17 protein-coding genes and 1 pseudogene are annotated in these 20,174 nt (G+C 68.3%); 7 read left to right on the top strand and 11 right to left on the bottom strand.

All coding sequences use genetic code 11. The annotated features are described in order from the left end of the window. Window positions 1-52: 52 nt before the first annotated feature. Genes SBI80_RS14455 through SBI80_RS14445 form a run of 3 tightly spaced genes read left to right on the top strand, consistent with a single transcriptional unit; the run spans window position 53 to window position 2,625 of the window. Entirely contained in the window at window positions 53-478 is a 426-nt protein-coding gene (locus SBI80_RS14455; protein ID WP_318975473.1) for a nitroreductase/quinone reductase family protein, read from the top strand. Between the two features lie 27 nt (window positions 479-505). Next, window positions 506-1,390 carry a magnesium transporter MgtE N-terminal domain-containing protein gene (locus tag SBI80_RS14450; protein WP_318975472.1) on the top strand — a complete coding sequence of 295 codons (885 nt, stop codon included), beginning with the start codon at window positions 506-508 and terminating at the stop codon, window positions 1,388-1,390. 35 nt (window positions 1,391-1,425) lie between these two features. Continuing rightward, window positions 1,426-2,625, top strand: coding sequence for an NRAMP family divalent metal transporter (locus SBI80_RS14445; RefSeq protein ID WP_318975471.1), 1,200 nt, complete (start codon window positions 1,426-1,428; stop codon window positions 2,623-2,625). Here SBI80_RS14445 and SBI80_RS14440 read toward each other — a convergent pair. Genes SBI80_RS14440 through SBI80_RS14430 form a run of 3 tightly spaced genes read right to left on the bottom strand, consistent with a single transcriptional unit; the run spans window position 2,556 to window position 5,583 of the window. Then, window positions 2,556-3,464: a universal stress protein gene (locus SBI80_RS14440; protein ID WP_318975470.1), complete on the bottom strand. Its 909-nt coding sequence runs from the start codon at window positions 3,462-3,464 to the stop codon at window positions 2,556-2,558. The two genes, SBI80_RS14445 and SBI80_RS14440, sit on opposite strands and share 70 nt — an antisense overlap. Window positions 3,465-3,496: 32 nt before the next feature. Next, entirely contained in the window at window positions 3,497-4,444 is a 948-nt protein-coding gene (locus tag SBI80_RS14435; RefSeq protein WP_318975469.1) for a universal stress protein, read from the bottom strand. Next, on the bottom strand, window positions 4,444-5,583 hold the full coding sequence (locus SBI80_RS14430) for an Rv2629 family ribosome hibernation factor (RefSeq protein WP_318975468.1): 1,140 nt from the start codon (window positions 5,581-5,583) through the stop codon (window positions 4,444-4,446). The genes SBI80_RS14435 and SBI80_RS14430 overlap by 1 nt, the downstream gene beginning before the upstream one ends. A gap of 279 nt (window positions 5,584-5,862) precedes the next feature. Here SBI80_RS14430 and SBI80_RS14425 point away from each other — a divergent pair, with 279 nt between their 5' ends. Then, window positions 5,863-6,666 carry a universal stress protein gene (locus tag SBI80_RS14425; RefSeq protein WP_318975467.1) on the top strand — a complete coding sequence of 268 codons (804 nt, stop codon included), beginning with the start codon at window positions 5,863-5,865 and terminating at the stop codon, window positions 6,664-6,666. Between the two features lie 27 nt (window positions 6,667-6,693). On the opposite strand, the gene SBI80_RS14420 is transcribed toward SBI80_RS14425, so the two are convergent. Continuing rightward, complete coding sequence (locus SBI80_RS14420; RefSeq protein WP_318975466.1) at window positions 6,694-8,178, bottom strand: sugar transferase; 1,485 nt, start codon at window positions 8,176-8,178, stop codon at window positions 6,694-6,696. A 40-nt stretch (window positions 8,179-8,218) separates the two neighbouring features. Beyond that, window positions 8,219-8,857, bottom strand: coding sequence for a GAF domain-containing protein (locus SBI80_RS14415; RefSeq protein ID WP_318975465.1), 639 nt, complete (start codon window positions 8,855-8,857; stop codon window positions 8,219-8,221). 248 nt (window positions 8,858-9,105) lie between these two features. Here SBI80_RS14415 and SBI80_RS14410 point away from each other — a divergent pair, with 248 nt between their 5' ends. Together SBI80_RS14410 and SBI80_RS28245 are read left to right on the top strand one after the other, a co-directional pair. Further along, window positions 9,106-10,110, top strand: a complete 1,005-nt coding sequence (locus SBI80_RS14410) for a zinc-binding alcohol dehydrogenase family protein (protein WP_318975763.1) — start codon at window positions 9,106-9,108, stop codon at window positions 10,108-10,110. A gap of 86 nt (window positions 10,111-10,196) precedes the next feature. Continuing rightward, a pseudogene (locus SBI80_RS28245) lies at window positions 10,197-11,626 on the top strand (HNH endonuclease signature motif containing protein). A 63-nt stretch (window positions 11,627-11,689) separates the two neighbouring features. Here the strand turns inward: SBI80_RS28245 and SBI80_RS14395 are convergent. Further along, on the bottom strand, window positions 11,690-13,111 hold the full coding sequence (locus tag SBI80_RS14395) for an MprF family protein (RefSeq protein ID WP_318975463.1): 1,422 nt from the start codon (window positions 13,109-13,111) through the stop codon (window positions 11,690-11,692). 7 nt (window positions 13,112-13,118) lie between these two features. Next, on the bottom strand, window positions 13,119-13,952 hold the full coding sequence (locus SBI80_RS14390; RefSeq protein ID WP_318975462.1) for a universal stress protein: 834 nt from the start codon (window positions 13,950-13,952) through the stop codon (window positions 13,119-13,121). Window positions 13,953-14,110: 158 nt separating this feature from the next. On the opposite strand from SBI80_RS14390, the gene SBI80_RS14385 reads away from it, so the two are divergent. Further along, a complete protein-coding gene (locus tag SBI80_RS14385) occupies window positions 14,111-14,638 on the top strand; it encodes a flavodoxin domain-containing protein (protein WP_318975461.1) in 528 nt (175 codons plus the stop codon). A 22-nt stretch (window positions 14,639-14,660) separates the two neighbouring features. Here SBI80_RS14385 and SBI80_RS14380 read toward each other — a convergent pair whose 3' ends face one another. The 4 genes from SBI80_RS14380 to SBI80_RS14365 are packed head-to-tail and all read right to left on the bottom strand — an operon-like array spanning window position 14,661 to window position 20,143. Beyond that, window positions 14,661-15,593 carry a bile acid:sodium symporter family protein gene (locus tag SBI80_RS14380; RefSeq protein WP_318975460.1) on the bottom strand — a complete coding sequence of 311 codons (933 nt, stop codon included), beginning with the start codon at window positions 15,591-15,593 and terminating at the stop codon, window positions 14,661-14,663. Window positions 15,594-15,617: 24 nt separating this feature from the next. Next, window positions 15,618-16,568, bottom strand: a complete 951-nt coding sequence (locus SBI80_RS14375) for a sulfatase-like hydrolase/transferase (protein WP_413232723.1) — start codon at window positions 16,566-16,568, stop codon at window positions 15,618-15,620. A 60-nt stretch (window positions 16,569-16,628) separates the two neighbouring features. Then, the gene (gene mgtA / locus SBI80_RS14370; RefSeq protein WP_318975459.1) at window positions 16,629-19,229 is read right to left on the bottom strand and encodes a magnesium-translocating P-type ATPase; all 2,601 of its coding nucleotides are present in this window, start codon (window positions 19,227-19,229) and stop codon (window positions 16,629-16,631) included. 29 nt (window positions 19,230-19,258) lie between these two features. Further along, window positions 19,259-20,143, bottom strand: coding sequence for a universal stress protein (locus SBI80_RS14365; protein WP_318975458.1), 885 nt, complete (start codon window positions 20,141-20,143; stop codon window positions 19,259-19,261). Window positions 20,144-20,174: the final 31 nt, after the last annotated feature.

The raw sequence follows: 20,174 nt of genomic DNA, 5'->3' as shown, positions 1-20,174 counted from the left end.
GGGGGGACGTTGGACCCTATCGGCACCGCGAAAGCGGTTGCAATATCGAGTCATGTCCATCGAATCGACCACCGCACGCGACACCGTGCGCGTGTTGAACAAGCACCTGCTGAACCCCGCCGTCTTGCGCCTGGCCGGCCGCAAGCACTTCTACGCGTCGGCGCTGCGGCACACCGGCCGTCGTAGCGGCAAGCAATACGTCACGCCCGTCGCGGCCACCCGGGTCACCGACGGGTTCGTCGTCCCGCTGCCCTACGGTGACCGCACCGACTGGCTGCGCAACCTGATGACCGAACCCGATGGCAGCCTCCAGTTCCAGGGTGAGACCTACCAGATCAGCTCCCCCACCGTCGTCGACGCGGCGACCGCCCTGGCCGAGCTGCCGCCCAACCGCCGCCAGCTCGTGAAGCGTTTCGGCATCCGCAAGTTCGCCCACCTCAACGCAGTCCGTGCCGGAGGAGACGATGAGCGCGGCTGATGCCGCGGAGATGCGTCCCACCCAACCGTGAGCACCGCATTCGGCGTCACGCGTGCCAATCGGCGGTGGCTGAGCCAGGCAACGGGTCAGCAGGTCCTCGGCTTCGACGGTCGACGCCTCGGCCGTGTCGCGGATCTGTCCATCGGACTCGACGCCGCGAGCGGTCCGCCGCGGGTCCGGCGCCTCCTCATCCGGCGCAGGTCGGCCCCCAACGCGTTGGTCCCCTGGGCTGCGGTAGTCGAGTCCGACCGTAATCGGGTCTGCCTGAACGAGGACGCCACCGCGGCGGCGGAGTCGGCGGCCGTCGCGCTCGCCTCCGACGAGATCCTGCTGGCCCGCGACGTGCTCGACACCCAGGTCGTCGACGTCGCCGGCCAGCGCCTGGCCCGGGTGGCCGACGTGGTCCTGGCCCGCACGTCGGACGGAGCGCTCGAAGTGCTCTGCGTCGAACTCGGATTTGGCGGAGTCCTCCGCAGACTCGGAACGCGAAGCCTCGCAGGGCACGTCCGCGAGGACCTGGTGCCCTGGAACGACTTGCACTTGACGTCGGAACGGGGCCACGCCGTGCAGCTCGACTCACCCCGCTCCATCGTGCATCACCTCGACGAGGCCGGTCTTGCCACCCTCATCGACCGGCTCGACGTCGAGTCCGCCGCCGAGGTGCTCGCGACGACGCAACCTGGGCTGGCGGCCCGGGTGGTCCACCTCACCGATCCGGCGATCGGTGAACAGGTGTTGCGCGCACTACCCGAGGACGACGCGGCGGGCATCGTCGCGGCAATGCCGGATGAGCACGCCAGGCGCTGGCGGGCGCGCCTCGGTCGGACCCCGGCGCACCTCGGACACCGCCATCGGTTCCGCTTCCAGTCGTGGCCGCGGCGCCGCGGTGGCACCACGGGTCCACCGTGGTGAGGTCCGCAACCCGGCGTCGTCTGACGCTCGGGACCATGTTCGCCGTCGTGGGCCCGGGATTGCTCGCCGGGTTGTCCGACGACGACCCGGCCGGCATCACCACGTACTCGGTGCTCGGAGCCGACCACGGCTATCAGCTGCTATGGGTGCTGTTGCTGTCCACCGTGGCGCTGGTGCTGTTCCACGGGTTGGCCGAACGCATGGGAGTGGTCACCGGCCAGGGATTGATCGGGCTGGTCCGGCAGCGCTACGGCGTGCGACTCGGTGGTGGCGCGCTTGCCGCCCTGGTGGTTGCGAACGTGGGCACCACCTGCGCCGAGTTCGCCGGAATCGCCGCCGGCTCCGAGATCTTCGGCATCAGCCGCTACGCGAGCGTCCCCGCGGCCGCCACGCTGGTGTCGATCCTGGTGCTGCGCGGCAGCTTTCATCGTGTCGAGCACTTTCTGCTGGCCCTGGCGACGGTGTTCCTGGCATACGTGGCCTCGGGCGTGCTGGCGCGCCCGGACTGGGGTGCCGCCCTGTACGGGCTGCTGGTGCCGACCATGCCGGGCGGTGGCGCGGCCATCGCGATCGTCACGGCCACCGTGGGCACCACCCTGGCGCCCTGGGGTCTGTCCTTCATCCAGTCCTACGCCGTCGACAAGAAGCTGCGCACCGACGACCTCGCCCTCGAGCGGGTCGACGTCGCCAGCGGGGCGATACTCACCGGCGTCATCGGATTCTTCGTCGTGGTGGCCTGCGCGGCGACGCTGCACCGCGCGGGCCGGCCGATCCGCGATGCGGCCGACGCGGCCGTCGCATTGCAACCGCTGGCCGGCGATGCGGCGTCGACCCTCTTCGCCGTCGGATTGCTCGGTGCGGCCCTGCTGGCAGCCTCCGTATTGCCGCTGTCGACCGCATACTCGGTGTGTGAATACGTCGGTGTGGAAGCAGCCGTTGATGATTCGTTCGACGAGGCCAGACCCTTCTACCTGACCTTCGGCGGCGTGACACTCGTCGGCGCGGGCGCGGTCCTGCTGCCGGGGGCGCCGTTGGTGACGATCCTGGTGGCCACTCAGGTCCTGAACGCGGTTCTGCTCATTCCGATCCTGCTGGCGATGATCGGCATCGCCAGGGATCGCGACCTCATGGGCTCCTTCGCGGTGGGCAGGGCCGGTACGGTGGCCTACGGCGTGACGACCGCGGTCGTGCTGGCCTGCGTTGCCGCGTTGGCGGTGACGTCACTGACCGGTTGAGCCGGTACCGGGGCTTCCCGGAACACCAGCACCGAGCAGTTCGTGTCGTGCAGAGCCGAGCGCGCCTGCGGCCCAACGAGTTCGGTGATCAGATCGGGCCGGTCCTTGCCGACGACCACCAGCTGATCGAGATCGGCGGTCTGCACCAGCAGTTCGGTCAGATCCGGTGGCAGCGGTAGGGCGCAGACCCGTACGTCGGCTTGGTCGTCCTCGGTGTCGCGCAGGTAGCGATCGAGTTTCTCGCGCAACCGGCGATCGTCGTCGGTGCCGCGGCTCTGCGGCACCGCGGCGGGCCACGAGGGCAGGGCGAGCACGGGTGCGTTGCGGCGCACCGCCTCGTCGAGCGCCGTCTGCAGCACCCCGTGCGAGACCGATGACTCGCCAAGGACCGCCACGATCCACGAGTCCGCCCGATGGCCGTGGCGCGGGTGACACCGCACGATCGTCACCGGACAGAAGCCGAATTCGGCGATCGTCGCGGCGGTCGCCCCACGGTGCCCCGCGGCCGAGTCGTGCCGGCCCTTGGCTCCCAGGCACACCAACCGTGACGAGCGGGACTCGTCGATCAACATGGCCGCCGGATCGCCGTACAGGATCTCCGACTTCACCTCGACCGGCGCACCCGTCTCCATCACCGCCGCCCGCGCCTCGTCCAGCGCCTGGCGAGCCTCGTCCACCATGACCTCGAAGTCTTCGGCGTCCGAATCGATCACGTACACCAGCTTGAGCGGAACCGCCCAGTCCCGCGCCTCGGCGTGGGCCCACACCGCCGCGCGGCGGGCATGCTTGGAACCGTCGATGCCGACGACGACGGGCAGGTTCGTGGGTTCGTCGGTCATGAGCCGTCCCGGCTGTCGCTTCGGACGGCCGTCTAGTGGGCGGCGGCAGCGGCGCCGGACCGTTGCGCCTGGCTGCTGGTCGGCTCCTCGGCGCGAGCGGAAGGGCAGATGACGACGGGCGTCGGACTGTGGTGCAGCAGGCTCAGTCCCGTCGACCCGAGGAGCGCACTGGCAACCCCACCGCGACCGCGCGAACCCACGACCACGAGTTGCGCCCCGAAGGCGCGGCCCAAGAGCACCCGACTGGCCTTGCCGACCTCGACGACATGGGAGACCCGGACGCCTGGCCAGCGTGCGGCGATCGGGTCCACCACCGTGCGGAGCCGCTGCCGGGCCTCGTCCTCGAGCGCTGACCAGTCCAGCAGGATCGGCAGGTCGACGTCCCCGACCTCGCGGCGCGGGGACACGGCGTTGACCGCGGTGAGGCCGACCCCGAGGCAGTCGGCCAGCTCGAAGGCCGTCAGGAGCGCGGTGTCCGAGACCCGCCCCTCGTCGACTCCGACGATCACGGGCAGATCGTTGGGTGCCAACGCATTTCCGCGCCAAGCGACCACCGGGCACGTCGCGCGGGTCGCCACGGAGAGGGTGGTGGATCCGACCAGCAGCGCTCCCCCGGCTGAGACGTCGGCGCATGCAAGCACGATCAGTCGCGCGTGGGAGCCGTGTTCGAGGAGCGCATCCGTCGGGCTGCGATGACTGAGGGTCTGTTTGACGTGCAACGTCGGATACTCGGCATGGACCGCGTCGGCGGCCCTGTCGAGGACCGCCTGGCCGATGTGACGCGGGTACTCGCCGGCATCTTCCTGCTGTGCGGAGGTCAGGATCAGAAGCGCCTCGTCCACCCCGCTCAAGGCGTAGACCAGGTGAAGGGGCTGGCCGTGCCACATTGCGAGTCCGGCGGCCCAGCGCGCCGCGTCGATCGCCTCCGCGGTGCCGTCGACACCGACGACTACCGGGTGGGCCCGCTGTTCGATCGTCATCACCGTCGTCCTTCCGTTCGGGTATCCAGTGGCGCGACGGCGAAGCGCAGCACCGCGGCCACGCCATCGCGCAGGTCGATCGATTCGTCGTGCACCAATTCCGCCCCGCCGATGAGCGCGGCGTAGGGAACCGCTTCGTCGGCGCGCAGTATCCGGGTCGGAGCCGCGCCGAACTCCGACAGGGCATCGGCGTCGGTGGCGATCAAGGCGGGTTCGTCTCCGGCAACGACGGTTTCGTCGCCGAGATCGCCGAGGATCAGTGTCGCCACGGCGCCCTCTCGCAGTGCCGCGCACACGTCGGTCAGCCCCTCGGCGGCAAGACCCGATCTGCGTCCCGACTCGGCGCGGAACCTGCTCGTGGCATCCTCGACCACGTCTCGCCGGCGGTTCTCGAACTCCAGGTTCATCGCTTGGCGGACCGTCTCATCCAGGCCGGTGTGACGGGCGCCGACTCTGGGTCGGACGAGCCGCGCCGCGACGCGTTCGGGCAACATCGACGCGAGCTCGGCCCGGACGCGATCGTCACCGATGACGAAGACGATCTCGGGCGCGTCGCGGTCGTAGCTCTCGGTGACGGCGTCGGCGACCGCGCGGACGTTGCGTCGGATCGCCTCCTCCACCCGGTGCTGTTGGGCGCCGAAGCCGTAGTTCTCGGCACTGCCCGCCGCGTGCACGGGATACGCGCCCGCCTCCACGGTCTCGGTGCGCGTGCGATCACCCAGGAAGGTCGACAGATCCGCGCCCAGATGATCGATCGCGACGACCAGGTACGTCGTCGGGGTAGACCAGTAGTCGACCAGCGGGACCAGATAGGGCAATTCGGAGACCCGTACCACCGAATGCGCCGGGGGCGCCGGAAGGTGCTCACCGACCACCGTCCAGTCGGCCGTGACGATGAGACCGCGGCCGCTCGGGCCGGCCGGCGGCCGGGCCCCGAGGACGGCGCGCTCGACGGCAGAGACCAGCGCAGCGCCCGCGCCAAGGCTCTCCAGCTCCCGCAAGATGTCGCCGCATTTCACGTCCAGTCGACGCGCGGAGTCCGTGGCGTCGTGCGAGTCGTCGAAGTAGACCGATGCGAACGGTCCGCGCGCAGCGAGGATTCGACGGACGTGATCGGACTGCACGAGTGCGGCGCTCACGAGACGACGCCTCCGGCGACGACGGCAGCGGCACGGGCGACTTCGTTCACGTCTTCTCCTCCAACTGATGACCGTTACCGATCAACCGTGCTCGCCTACCTCGCCGCCAGGTAGTGCCGAAGGTCCTCTCCCAGAGCACGTTCGGACGGCCGCGGACGTTTGCCCCTGCTGGCGGGGACCTTCGGCCCCGGGCCAGGGGTCCCAAGCCTGCGTCGTGCACCGTGGGTCCGCGCTAACGTCGAAGGCCAGCATCATCGTCACGACGGTTTGGGAGCATGCATGCCGCAGAACGTCTCTCGGTCATCGGTGGTGGTGGGCATCGACGGTTCGCGATCGGCGCTTCGCGCCGGGCTCTGGGCAGTCGACGAGGCCACCACCCGTGACGTTCCGCTGCGGTTGATCCACGTCGTACAGTCGACGGCCTTCGACACCGAGCAAGAGGTCCGCGACGGTGAGGCAGCCCTGCACGCCGTCGAGTACGCGATCGGCCAGACCGGTCGAGACGTCGAGGTCGAGAGCGACGTCGTCCAGGGACCGGTCGTCGAGACGCTGGTGGAGCAGTCCGCCGACGCCTCGATGATCTGTCTCGGCTCGGCCAGCAGCGCCCTACAGGCCGCGAAGTTCGTCGGCGCGACCGCCTCCGCCGTCGCCGCTGCCGCGTCCTGCCCCGTCGCGGTCATCCGCACCACCGACGACGGCGCGTCCCCGTCCCCACCGGACGTCGCCGTCATCGTCGACGACCCGTCGGACCTGGAGGCCGTGCTCGACGCGGGGGTTCGGGAGGCGACTCTGCGCCATGCCCGGTTGCTGGTCCTGAACCTGACCACGGCGCGCCTGCACGAGTTGCTCCCCGAGGACGTGGACAGGCGGGTTGCCGACTTCCTCCACGGGCATCCCGACGTTCGCCATCGATCACTGATGACGCCCACCGATGTCGCGGCCTTCCTCGCCGAACTCGACACCCCGCTGCGATTGGTCGTGGTCGCGCGTGGAGATGCGGGTACGCGACTCCTTGGCAACTATGGCCGATTCATGCTGCGGGCCACCGACTGTTCGGTCCTGTTGCTCCCGCCGCGCCGGTGACGCGCTCACGGCGGCGCCCCTGGAGCATCATTCGGCGCGGCGACACACCGCAAGGACGGTGAGCAACAGGATCTTGATGTCCAGACCGAAGGACCAATTCTCGATGTAGTAGTTGTCCCATTCAGCCCGATCTGCGATCGAGGTCTGGCCACGAAGTCCGTGTACCTGTGCCCATCCGGTCACCCCGGCCTTGACGCGGTGCCGTTCGCCGTAGCGGCGAATCTGCGCGTCGAACAAGGTGACGAACTCCGGGCGCTCTGGTCGGGGACCGACCAGACTCATCTCGCCCTTGACGACGTTGAGCAGTTGGGGCAGCTCGTCCAACGACGTTCTGCGCATGATCCTTCCGATCTTGGTGCGGCGGTCCACCCCCTCGACACCACCGGGCGCCTGGCCTGCCGCCGGTTCGAAGTCGGCGTCCGACGCCCGGGGCGGTCGCATCGATCGGAACTTCAGACAATCGAAGACCTGTCCATCACGTCCAACACGGGGTTGGCGGAAGAAGATGGGACCCGGGGAACTGATCCGGACCAGCACCATCAACGTCAGGAAGATCGGTGAGATCAACAGCAGCCCAAGGCCGGCGGCGATCCGATCGCCGACGTGTTTGACCATGGTGAACTGCCAGCCCTGAGGATTGGTGTGGGGCACGGCGATCAGTGGCAGACCTCCGACGTGCTCCACACGGACGTGCGCGCCGACCGAGTCGAACATCCTTGGCACCACCCACACCCGTAGCCCGTGACGGTGAGCGACGCGCACCACGGGAGCCAGCAGCTGGTCCTGGGTGAGGGAGAAGGCAATGATGATTCCCTCGGCGCCCGTCTGGCGGATCGCCCGATCGATGGTCTCCGGCGTACCGAGGTAGTCGATGTCGGGTGCCGAACCGTGTTCCGTCCCGAACCACGGCGGCTGGGTGTCCACCAGCCCCGCAATCGACAGGCCGTACTGCGGATTGACCGCCAGCCGTTCGATGATCTGTTGGGCAACATGCCCATTGCCGACGATGATGGCGGGAGAGACCAGGTGATTGCGCTTGCGCAGCGCGCGTTGGACGACCGCCCTGACCCATCGGCACAGCAGCATCAGCGCCGTGGTGCAGATCCAGACTCTTGCCGCCAGGCCGCCGATGTGCCCGGGAGACCCTGTCAGTTCCATCCCGCTCAGGAGCAGCATGGCCGCCAGTGACAGCGCGGTGAGGACGGGTCCAATCTCGTCGAGAAATCGGCGATTGAGCCGACGCCGGTAGACCTTTCGAACGGCTAGCAACCCGACGGCGATCAGGACGTAGAGCGCGGGGATCCACAGCGGCGGCAGGCTCGGTTCGGTCATCACCGCCCACCACGTCCCAAGTGCCACACCAACCGAGGCCGACGCCACGTCTATGGAGACCGTGATGAGCGTGCTCAATGGGTCGGTTCTGGCTCGCTCGGCCAATGACCGCTTACGGGAGATCTTGAAGGGCGTGGTCGATCGCAGCGACGAGAAGTCGAGTTCCTGCAGTGTCGTCATCAGTCGCGTCGGTCCTCGTGCTCGATCTCGGGGTACGGGTTCATTCGTCGAAGACCTTGGCTCTCGCCGCCGACGCCAGGTCCTCGAGGATCTGGACCTGGCCGCCCGTCCACCGACGCGGATGGTCATCCCACGCGCACAACGTCCCCACGGCGTTGCCACTGCCGTCGCGCAGCGGAACGCCGGCGTAGGCGCGGATGGAACCGTTGACGACCATCGGATGGTCGACCAGCAGCGGATGTGCTGTCGTGTCGTCGATGACCAACGGTTGACCGCTCGCGACGGTGTACTTGCAGATCGACAGTTCCAGCGGCCGAGACCTCTCGAACGAGTCGGTGCCGCAATTGCACCCAATCAAGACTTGCCTGTGCTGGTCGACCAAGGATAATGCAGCGAATGGAATTCCGAGGGCTTCGGCAGTGAGTGCCGCGAACTGATCGAGCGCCATTCGCGGGGCGCCGTCCATCAGTCCGGTGTCGTGCAGAGCGTTCAGCCGGTCGGTATCGGTGAGCACGGACTTCACCAACCGGGCGACGGCGTCGGGTTCGCCGGCCAGCTGGCCCATCAACTCCCGAAATGCCGGATTCTCGTCGGCATTGGCGACGATGAACTGCCGGGCGGTTTCGTGGTCGCCGAAACGCTCGTCCACGAAGGACTTGCCCGATCTACGGTCGTTCACCGGTCGATGATAAACGCGAAGGGCAATTGATCTCGTTTAGTCCAGCAAAAATTAACGTCACATTTAATAATTACTACTCGGTGTAGCGCAAGCGCCGCAACTGCGGGCCGCCAATTTTCGCGTCGCGGTAAACTCGAGGCCCGACGCATCCCCCAATCCGGCCGTTGGTGTGATGATGGACGGCACGACTCCGGCGGGTATCGACGGCCACCGGGCTACGCCGATGGAGGGCCACCGTGACCGACACGATGAACGCGTGGGCGGTCACCAAGCCAGGGCCCATCGATTCGCACCCCCTGACTTGGGAGAGTCGCCCCATCCCACGCCCCGCGGCGGGTGAGCTGTTGGTGCGAGTACACGTGTGCGGAGTGTGTCGCACCGACTTGCACGTCAGCGAGGGTGACCTGCCTACGCACCGGGCGCGGGTGACCCCGGGACACGAGATCGTCGGTACGGTGGCAGAACTCGGGCCGGGGACCTCTGGACACCGGGTCGGCGACCGGGTCGGTGTCGCATGGCTGCGCCACACGTGTGGCAGGTGCCGGTACTGCCTGCGCGGCGCGGAGAATCTCTGTCCGAATTCCCGCTATACCGGGTGGGACGCCGATGGCGGATACGCCGAATATTGCACGGTGCCAGCCGACTTCGCACACAGCCTGCCAGAGCACTACGACGACGACGAGCTCGCGCCGCTGCTGTGCGCCGGCATCATCGGCTACCGCGCCCTGCAGCGCGTCTCCCTCCCCGACGGCGGCCGGCTGGGCATCTACGGCTTCGGGGGCAGTGCACACCTCACCGCTCAGATCGCGCTCGCGCGTGGTGCCACCGTCCACGTGATGACTCGCGGCCAGCAAGCGCAACGGCTCGCTCTCGGCCTCGGTGCCGCATCGGCCACCGGGGCCTACGACGCACCCCCCGAGCCATTGGACGGTGCCATCCTGTTCGCGCCCGTCGGCGACCTGGTGCCCACGGCGCTGCAGGCGCTCGACCGCGGCGGGATCCTGTCCATCGCCGGGATCCACCTCAGCGACGTCCCTGAGCTGAACTACGAGCGAGACCTGTTCTACGAGCGCGAGATTCGCAGTGTCACCGCCAACACGCGCGCCGATGGCCGGGAGTTCCTCCAGTTCGCCGGTGACCATCACCTCCAGGTCACCACGCACGAATATCCCATGGAGCAGGGGCAGCAGGCCCTCGAGGACTTGCAGGCGGGCCGCTTCGACGGTGCGGCAGTGCTACGCAATCAGGGGTGAGCGTTCACCAAAAGCTCTTGTGCCACTGTGGTTTCAGTGGCCACAGCAGGGGCGTGCCTGTCGGTGGTCGAAGGTATGTTCGAGTCATGTCATCGGATCGGGTCCTGGCCGCAGTCGCGGCGCTGCGCGCGATCCACGACGAACTCGACGCCTACGACCTGGACACGCTGACCGCCGATGACGCGGTCACACTGCTCGACGCCCTACAGGACGCCGAGTGCCGCACCGCGGCTCACCGACACCGCGCCCTGACCCAACTGCAACAGCAGACCACGGCCATCGACATGGGCGCCAAGAACTGGCGCGAGGTCCTGGCCACCCGATGGCGGCTCTCCGGTAGCGAGGCCGGGATCCGCCTGACCCAAGCCGCGCTGCTCGGCCCGCGCCGCTCGATCACCGGCCAGGTGCTTCCCCCGACCCTGCCCGCGGTCGCCATCGCCCAACGGATGGGCATGCTCACCCACGAACACGTCGAAATCCTCCGCAAGGGCATCGCCAAGATCCCCGGCTGGGTCCAACCCTCAGAACGCGCTCAGATCGAAGCCGACTGGGTCCGCCACGGCGTCGCAGACCGACCCAAGACCCTGCGCGATCAGATCGACCAGACCCTGTTCCTGCTCGACCAAGACGGCGCACCCCCCAACGACGCCGAACGCCACCGCCGCCGCGGCGCGCGCATGAGCCCCCAACGCCACGACACCATGACCGAATTCACCGCCACGTTGACCCCGGCCTGCCGGGCGGTATGGGAAGTGCTGATGGCGAAAATCGCCGCCCCGGCATGTGCAACCCCGCCGACGGCCAGCCGTGCCTCTCGGGCACCCCCCGCCAAGCCCAGATCGACGCCGACACCCGCACCCCGGCCCAACGCCACCACGACGCCCTCGAATACATCGGACGCCGCGCCCTCGAACGCGGTGACCTCGGCCGCCTCAACGGGCTGCCCACCTCGATCCTGATCCGCACCACCCTGCAAGACCTGATGACGATGACCGGGACCGCCACCACCGGCGGCGGCACCACCCTCCCGATCAGCGACGTCCTCGCCATGGCCGCCCGCCGCAACGCCACCAACTACCTGGGGATGTTCGACGATGCCACCGGCGCGGTGCTGGACCTCTTCCGGGCCCGCCGCACCGCCTCCACCGCGCAACGACTGGCGATCATCCTGCGCGACGGCGGCTGCACCAAACCCGGCTGCCCCGTGCCCGCCTACCGCAGCCAGGTCCACCACACCGTCACCGACTGGCGCGACGGCGGCCACACCAACGTCAACCAGATGACCCTGGCCTGCGGACCCGACAACCGCCCCGTCGGCCCCGGCGGCTGGACCACCCGCATGAACGCCCACCACGACACCGAATGGCACCCACCCCCGGGCCCTGGACACCGGCCAAAACCGGATCAACCACTACCACCACCCCCAACGCCTCCGCACCGCAACCACACCCGAGAACCCCCACGACCCGGCGTCCTGGCCACCCCGAGGCGTCATCCCCGCCACCGAACCCGGTGACACCCCATCCGCCCGACCAGACCCACCCATCGCCGCCCACCAGCGCGACGACACCGCCGGACCCTACGCAGCCCGCGGATCGCGACGTTCGGAGTCCGCGCGCAGTGGCAGCCTGCGCCGGTGCGGCGTGAACTCCAGCGTCAACAGCACGAACAGGGCGGGCACCACGTGGCGCAATGAGAGCAACACATAGCGCCGCTCCCCCAGCGCGTGATACTTGGCCAGGTACCGATACAGCGATTCGAGCCGAATGAGACTGTCCCCCAAGTGGATCAGAACGTAGAAGATTCTCTGCACCGGACCGCGATCCCGGTCGTCGAAGATCTCGGGGAAGGCGGCGAACGCCAGCGACAGCCGACGCGCGCCGTGCGCGCGGGCCCAGGCCACCATGTCGACACTGAGGCGTTCGTCGATGCCGTTCGGGGCCCCCGGTCGGCGCCATGGCACGTCAAGCGACACATCGTTGCCACCACCAGCCATGGCGTACCGATGGAACGCCTGCACGCGGCCGGATCGGTCCCTGGCGATGGCCAACAGCACGCCGGGATAACGCCCTTCGAGCGCGCCGTCCAGGATCATCGAGAACCCGCGCTCGGTGCGCACCCCGGCATGCGAGGCGTACAGCACGTCGATCAGCTCCGCCCGCGTGGCGTCGTCGAGGTCCCCCTCGGCGACGACCTCGGTGCTCACCCCGGTGTTCCTCGTGCGCTGCACGGCCTGCCGCAGGTTGCGGTACTTGCGCCCGACCATGTCGAAACGGGCCACGTCGATGACGACGTCACGGCCGAACGGCACCGCCCGCAATGCCGGCCGAATCCGCCCGTCCCACAATCCAAGACGCTTCTCACTGCACCCCAGCACGACGATGCGCCAGCCACGGGCGTGGCACGTCGCGGTGAAGTCCTCGACCAGTTCCCGGAACCGCGTCGCATCGCCGATCGGATCGCCGCTGACCACCGCGAAACCGGCCCGGGTACGGTACGCCAGCATCGCCGTACCGTCGGCGTTGAAGAAGGCGCTCTTGCGCGACTGCATTGCGAACGGCGCCAGCGGATCCCCGTGGGTGGCATCCACCAGCGCCCACACTCTCGGCAGTTCATCGTGCCGAAGCCGGGCAGAGGTCGGCCACGTCAACACCCAACCCGCACTGGCGATCATGACGTTGCCGAGCAGATCGAACGACAGAAGGTGCGCCCCGAGGCCGGCCAGCAGTGCTGCCGACGCTGCGGCCGCATGGGCCGCCGTCACCGGTCGTCCCAGGAAGATCCCGCGGCAGATCAGCGCCACGGTGACGAGGATGGCCAGCGACCACGCCAGACGCCCGCCCGCCTGCCAGTCGGGGTGATGGTGATTGCGCTGCAACAGCACCACCAGCCAGGCGAACACCAGGAACAGGACCAGCGCGCTGGACCGCCGCACCGCACTGGAGTCGACGTCCAAGACGACGTTGGCGGGCGCCCGGGTCTGCACCGTCACGTCACGCATCGTCGACTCATCCTACCGTGGCGCACGACTCCGCTGAAAGCGATTGCACCCCAATCCATCGGGCGTGTGACGGGAACGCGTCCCGCTGCCGCGGACGTGCCTGTCCACCAACTCCGTCGACGATCGTCACCGCCACCGAAGCGGTGATCGCGGCCAGGAACGCGGCAACGTCCGTCCCCACGGCCGCCAGGTGCACCTCGACCTCGGAATGGTCGGCCTGCATCCTGTTCACCAGACGCTCGAACGCGTCGAGGCGGTGCTGGCTCGACACCGAACGTCGACGCTGCACCAGCAGAACCGCGCACCCACGCAGTTCGGCCTCGGTGAAGGCGTGCATCAGGAGTCGCTCGCACTCGGACGCCTCGTCGACGACGACGGCGACACAGCGGGCGGCGGCTGCGACGTCTTCGTGGTCGGCGCAATCAGCGACACCGACGATGGCCACCGGGCAGCCGGCTGACCGTGTCAGCGTGGCGGCCGTGGTCTCGTCATCTGCCGAACCCTCCCAGGCATCCCGATCACCGGGTGATCCGATGCAGATCATGGCGGCGCACCGCGACTCCTCGACGAGTACCGCATCGATGCCTCCGCGGCGAACGGCGGCCTCGACCACCACATCCGGACAGATGGCCGCCACCGCGCGCAGGGCGGTGTCCAGCGCGAGCCGGGCGTACTCGTCCTCCAGCCGAACCGCCTCCGAACCCGGTTCGATGACGTGAACCAGCCGCAACGCCAGCCCCCTGCCGATGGCCTCGTTCACTGCCCATTCGGCCGCGCGCACGGCGGCATCCGAGCCGTCGATGCCCACCACGATCGCCGTTGCTGACTCCGTCAGACTCATTCGCGCTCCACGGATCGGTCCTATGTGGTTGCATCCGACCCTATTGACTCGAGACCCGTCGCAGAGGGGTCCAAGGTCATCGGCACCGGGACGAACGGCACCGCCGTCGACGTCGATCGGCCCTACGCCGTCGACTCCAGCCGGCGAACCATGGCGGCATGACCACGGATCGACGAACAGTACTCATCGCCTTCGGATCCGCCCGCGGTGGCACCGCCGGCCTGGCCTCGATGATCGGTGACGCGTTGACGGCGTCCGGGTGCGCCGTGACGATCGCACCCGCCCGTGACGTCCATGACCTCGACGGTTTCGACGTGGTGATCGTCGCTGGTGCGCTCTATGCCAACCGGTGGCACCGCGATGCGCGACGTCTCGTCCGCCGCCACGCCAAAGCGCTTCGCGGACTGCCGGTTTGGCTGGTCAGCACCGGCCCGCTCGATGACACCGCCACACAGGGGGTCATCCCGCCGACCAGGCAGGTCGCGAAGCTGATGGCCAGGGTGGGTGCCCGCGGCCACGTCACCTTCGGCGGTCGCCTCAGCCCCGATGCGCGAGGATTCCCGGCCAGCGCCATGGCCAAGAAGAAGGCGGGTGACTGGCGGGATGCAGCACACGTGCGCCGGTGGGCGGACTCGGTGCTGGCGCGGCTCGACGCCGCCGAACCGGCCAGCGGTGGACGCGGTTAGTCGAGGGCCCGCACGGTCGGCGCTATGACCACCCTCTCGGCCTCCTCGCCGACTCTGCGTCGCCCGGTGCAGGTGGGTCTACTCGGCGAGGGGCCGGCCCGCGGCCACGACGCCGAAACCTCGCCCGCAGCCAGTAGGCATACAGGAGTCCCACGACGACGTTGACCACCAGGTAGATCAGGACCGCCGCCTTCAGATCGTGGTCGGGATAGTTCATCGCCGCGACCGCGAGCGCCGTGCCAGGATGCCGACATGCGGCTGAGAACGCCAGCACCGCTGAATGTTCGAGTTCGGGTCGACCGAATAGATGCCCGCCGGCGAAGCCCGTCACCACGAACGCCGCGACGACGAGTAGCGTCCCGTCGCCAACCAGACGCCAGACATCCGGTGCCGCGGCGGCGACCAACACGGCTGCCGCAACCGGCAGGAACACCACACCCACCCGATTGACCCGCTCGGCGACGGTGGCGGTGAACTTCGGCGCGCAGGCCCGCGTCACCATGCCGGAAAGGATCGGAAGCAAGATCGACGTCGACGTGACGACCGCGATCGTCGCGGGCGCGGTCACGTACGTCCGGCCGAAGCTCGCGCCGATCAATCGGACGGCCAACGGAACCAGGACGATGGACGTCGCCGCCAGCACGATCATCAACCCGAGACCGAAGTCCTGCCCCCCGCCTGCCTTCGACTCCCGGATCGGTAGCAGGGGCGGCAGTGGCGAGATGGCCAGTGCCACCAGCGCGATCTCGACGGTGACTGCGACGTCGAACCAACGGGCCAGCAAGACGGCCACCGCGGGCATCACCACCATGACGGCGAAGAACGAACGCAGCAGCAGTACCGGATGACCAAGCAGGTAGCGCAGATCGCCGAATTCGGCTCGGAGTCCGTAGCCGAACACGATGATGAACGAACTGATCTGGAACGTGACGACGAGCAGTTGGTCGAGATCCACGACCCGCCTCCGCCATCGAGCCGATCAACTGTTGCCGCTGGTCGCTTCCTGCAACGTGGCCATGACTTCATCGAGGCTGAAACTGTCCGACTTCTGGCGCTGGGGGAACTCGGCGAACGACGCGATCGCGTTGGCCACATAGGCCTGTGCCGGAACGAGTAGGTAGGCGTGGGACAGCAGCCAGTCGTAGTAGGTGTTCGACGTGATGTCGGCGCGCTCGTACGGATCGGTGCGCAAGTTGAAGATCTTGGGGACGCGGAGCACGGTATAGGGCTCGGCCCAGATCCGCAGTGTGCCTTCGCAACGTTGTTCCAAGAAGACGATCTTCCAGTTGTCGAACCGGAGCGCGGTCAGATCCCCGTCGTCGGAGACGTAGAAGAAGTGTTGCCGCGGGCTGTCGGGGACCGCACCCGTCAGATATGGCAACTGATCATGCCCGTCGAGGTGCACCTGGTAGCGAACCCCGTTCAGATCGGTTCCGGCCCGCAACCTTTCGGCAATGTCGGGATCCCCGGCGGCCGCCAACAACGTGACGAACCAGTCGTTGTGGCTGACGATGCCGGTGAGCACCCTTCCCGCCGCGATGCGGCCGGGCCACCGCACCAGCGCCGGGACCCGATACGCGCCCTCCCAGTTGGAGTTCTTCTCGTTGCGGAACGGAGTCATTCCGGCGTCCGGCCAGGAGTTCATGTGCGGACCGTTGTCCGTCGAGTACATCACGATGGTGTCGTCGGCGATGCCGAGCTCATCCAGGGTGTCCAGCAGGCTGCCGATCAGGTCGTCGTGGTCCATCATCGTGTCGTGGTAGGTGGACTGCCAGCGCCCCGACCGGCCGACGCTCTCGGGTTTCGGGTGGGTGCGGAAGTGCATGTGCGTCGAGTTGAACCAGACGAAGAACGGGACGTTGGCCTCGTGCTGCCGCGTGATGGCCTCCCACGACGAACCCTCGTGGCCATCGCCACGAGACCACCTCATGCTGCGGTTTCGGGCTCACCGCGACTAGGGTCTTAGGACTCCATTGGCGTCCCGCGGCACTCAGCCGCCGTGACTGAATATCGCAGCGCGCCGGTGGATTCGGTGTTCGATGCCCCGGGTGCGGTGAGGTTGACCATGCAGCCGGACCGGATCGGCGTAGAACACCCGTTTGGTCAGCTCGACGAGCACCAGGTAGAGGACCGCCATCGCGAGTAGTGCTACGAAGTACTGCCATGGTAGCGGCGCGAATCCCAGGGTCGGCGCCAGCGGTGACAGGGTCAGCGCGACGCCGATGCCGATCACGACGAGCGTCGCCGCCGTCAGGATGCCACCCGGCGTGCTGCGGTAGAACGGAATCCGGCGCGTGCGGATGGCGAAGATGATGAGTGTCTGCGTGGCAAGGGATTCGACGAACCAGCCGGTGCGAAAGCCGACCGGCCCGGCATGCAGAACCCCCAGCATGAGTCCGAAGGTGAGGAAGTCGAACAGGGAGCTGATCGGCCCGAAGGTCACCATGAAGCGGCGGATGAAGGCGATGTTCCAATGCGCGGGGGCATGCAGCTGCTCCTCGTCGACGCGGTCGGTCGGGATGGCCAGCTGCGAGGTGTCGTAGAGGAGGTTGTTCAGCAGGATCTGGCTGGGCAGCATCGGCAGGAATGTCAGTACCGCCGAGGCGGCCGCGGCGCTGAACATGTTGCCGAAGTTGCTCGAGGTGCCCATCAACACGTACTTGATGGTGTTGGCGAAGATCCGGCGCCCCTCGGCCACTCCCGCGGCCAGCACGCCGAGATCCTTCTCCAGCAACACCACGTCGGCCGCGTCCTTGGCGACGTCGGTGGCTGTATCCACCGAGATGCCGACATCGGCCGCATGCAGGGCCAGCGCATCGTTGACCCCGTCGCCCAGGAAGCCCACCGATCGTCCGTGGCGTCGTGCCGAGGTGATCAACCGCGCCTTCTGCTCCGGGGTGATCCTGGCGAAGATGGTGCACGCCTGGACCCTCTCGTCGAACGCGGCGTCGTCGAGGATCTCCAGTTCGGACCCGGTCACGGTGCCCTTGCAGGTCAATCCCAGTTCGCTGCAGACCCGTTCGGCGACCTTCGCGTTGTCGCCGGTGGCGACCTTGACCTCGATGCCCAGTTTCGCGAGCTGTGCCAGGGAGTCCCGTGCCGCGGCCTTGGGTTCGTCGGCGAACACCAGGAAGCCGTCCAGTGCCAGGCCGCACTCGTCGTCCGCACGGATCCCGGTCAGCCCGGGGGCAGGCTTGCTGGCGACCGCCACGACGCGCCGTCCGGCGGCGAAGGCTCGATCCAGCGTCGACGACGCCGCGTCGGGTACGCCGACGCACCTGGCCATCACCTGCTCGGGCGCTCCCTTGACCACCAGGACTCGATCGGCACCGCTGCCGAGCAACGCCGACGCCGCCCGTCGATCGTGATCGAACGGCAGGGTGGCGACGAGCTCGGGGCCGGCCGCGGTGAGATCGGCGGCGCGTGGCGACTCCAACAGCGCGGCGTCGAGCGCGTTGGTAGCGGCCGGACCCCTGGTGGAGTCCACCCCGGTCGCCAAGAGCCCAAGGCGCAGGACCCGCTCCACCGATTGGCCGTTGGAGTCGATCGCGTCGACCAGCGTGATCCGCCCGTCGGTGAGCGTGCCGGTCTTGTCGGTGATCAGGATGTCGATGTCGCCGAGGTCCTCGATGCACACCAATCGCTTGACCAGTACCTTCAGCCTGGCCAACCGTCGCGCACCCGTGGCCAGGCTGGTGCTGACCACGGCGGGCAGCAGCTGGGGTGTGATGCCGACCGCGATCGCGAGGGCGAACAGCACCGAGTCGATGATGGGTCTGCTCAACAGCAGATTGGTGAGAAGGATCACCGCGGTCAAGGCCAGTGCCACCCAGAGCAGCAGATAGGAGAACTGCCGCAGGCCGACCTGGAAGGCGGTCTCTGGCTGACGCGTACCGAGCCCCGCCGCGATGCGACCGAACTGCGCGTCGGCGCCGGTGGCGTAGACGACCCCGCTGCCCTCCCCGGCGCTGACGATGGTGCCCATGAAGGCCAGGTCGTGCGAATCTGCCAGCGAGACCGACGTCTTCGTCGGTTCGACCCACTTCTCGGCGGCGGTGGACTCACCGGTGAGGATGCTCTCGTTGCACTCCAACCCGGCGACCTCTAGCAGTCGGACGTCCGCCGGCACCACTTCACCGAGCGCGAGCCGTACGACGTCACCGGGCACCAGCGTCGTCACGTCGACAGCGGCGAAGCGTCCGTCGCGGCACGCCATGACGGTGTACCTGAGACTCGAATGCAGTCGGGCGGCGGTCTTCTCGGCTCGGTACTCGTTGACGAAGCCCAACCCGATGCTGGCCAGCAGGATGATGCCGATGATGACCGCCTGGGTGCTGTCCCCGAGGAAGTACGACAGCACCGCCGTTCCCGCCAACAGGACCAGCAGCGCGCTGCGCAGCTGGCGTCCCAGAATGACCAGCGCGCTGACGGCGTGCGTCCTGACGGCATTGGGGCCGTGGATCGCCAAGCGGGCTGCCGCCTCCGTGCTGGACAGTCCGTCGACCGAAGCGTCCAGCCAAGTCAGCACCTCGCTGGTGGATGCGGAGGCGACCCGTGCGGCAGCGCTCGATGACGGCGTGTTCGGTGCCAAGGGGGCGACCGCTCCACCGGTCGACGCGTTCACGGTTCCCGGACGACGACGACGGGGATCCGAGCGGTCTGCACCACGGCGGAACTGACCGAGCCGAGCAACATTCCCGCGAACCCGCCGCGGCCGTGACTTCCCACGACGACGAGCTGGGCGTGCTTGGCCTCCTCCAGGAGATGGACGGCCGCGTGGTCGGGCACCACCACGGGCCGCACCGTGACCTCGGGATGGTCCTGTTGCCAACGCGATAGCCGTTGCGCGAGCAGCGCGCGTCCAGCCGGCTCCGCGGACGGCCAGTCCACCTCGGCGTTGCCCCAGCCGCCCCAGTCGACGCACGCGTGTACGGCCACCAGTTCCACACCTCGCCGCGACGCCTCGTCGAAGGCGATCGCGGTCGCCGCCTCCGCGATCTGCGACCCGTCTATGCCCACCACGACCGGCGCGAACGCAGGAAGGGGCAGCAGTGGGTCGTCATCGTGGACCACCGCTACCGGGCAGTGGGCATGCTGGGTGAGCCCGGAACTCACCGAACCCAGCATGGGCCGAAGTGGATCGTGTCCGTGGCTACCCACCACGACGAACCGTGCGTCCTTCGACAGGTCGGTCAGGCATGTCACGGGGGCACCGGTCGCCGTCACGGTGTCGAGCTGGAGCTCGGCACCGTGGGCTTGGGCGTGGGCGATCTCGGTCGCCTCGGCGAGGGCGACCCGGCCCTGCGCCTCCTGCCACTCCTGGAACTCGGTGGGCATCGGCACCGGGGGCCGGGTCATCACCACCGGCGGTAGCAGGACGTGTACCAACGTCAGCGCGTCGTCGTGCAGCAGCGCATCTCGGGTTGCCCACTGCACGGCCAGTTTCGACGCCGACGATCCGTCGACACCGACGACGATGCCCGCGCGACCGGTGGCGGTTGCCATCGTTCGTCCTCCCTGATTGAACGCCGGACGT

Source organism: Mycolicibacterium sichuanense (assembly GCF_033741125.1).
GTDB lineage: Bacteria > Actinomycetota > Actinomycetes > Mycobacteriales > Mycobacteriaceae > Mycobacterium.
Note: the sequence above shows the minus strand (reverse complement) of the source record. Positions and strands in the feature narration are given on the sequence as shown.

Coding starts and splice junctions, on each gene's coding strand:
- SBI80_RS14395 (WP_318975463.1), bottom strand. CDS start 13,111: ATGCGTGACGTGACGGTGCAGACCCGGGCGCCCGCCAACGTCGTCTTG.
- SBI80_RS14365 (WP_318975458.1), bottom strand. CDS start 20,143: ATGGCAACCGCCACCGGTCGCGCGGGCATCGTCGTCGGTGTCGACGGA.
- SBI80_RS14385 (WP_318975461.1), top strand. CDS start 14,111: ATGACCACGGATCGACGAACAGTACTCATCGCCTTCGGATCCGCCCGC.
- SBI80_RS14420 (WP_318975466.1), bottom strand. CDS start 8,178: ATGACGACACTGCAGGAACTCGACTTCTCGTCGCTGCGATCGACCACG.
- SBI80_RS14425 (WP_318975467.1), top strand. CDS start 5,863: ATGCCGCAGAACGTCTCTCGGTCATCGGTGGTGGTGGGCATCGACGGT.
- SBI80_RS14435 (WP_318975469.1), bottom strand. CDS start 4,444: ATGACGATCGAACAGCGGGCCCACCCGGTAGTCGTCGGTGTCGACGGC.
- SBI80_RS14390 (WP_318975462.1), bottom strand. CDS start 13,952: ATGAGTCTGACGGAGTCAGCAACGGCGATCGTGGTGGGCATCGACGGC.
- SBI80_RS14440 (WP_318975470.1), bottom strand. CDS start 3,464: ATGACCGACGAACCCACGAACCTGCCCGTCGTCGTCGGCATCGACGGT.
- SBI80_RS14410 (WP_318975763.1), top strand. CDS start 9,106: ATGAACGCGTGGGCGGTCACCAAGCCAGGGCCCATCGATTCGCACCCC.
- SBI80_RS14445 (WP_318975471.1), top strand. CDS start 1,426: ATGTTCGCCGTCGTGGGCCCGGGATTGCTCGCCGGGTTGTCCGACGAC.
- SBI80_RS14455 (WP_318975473.1), top strand. CDS start 53: ATGTCCATCGAATCGACCACCGCACGCGACACCGTGCGCGTGTTGAAC.
- SBI80_RS14375 (WP_413232723.1), bottom strand. CDS start 16,568: ATGAGGTGGTCTCGTGGCGATGGCCACGAGGGTTCGTCGTGGGAGGCC.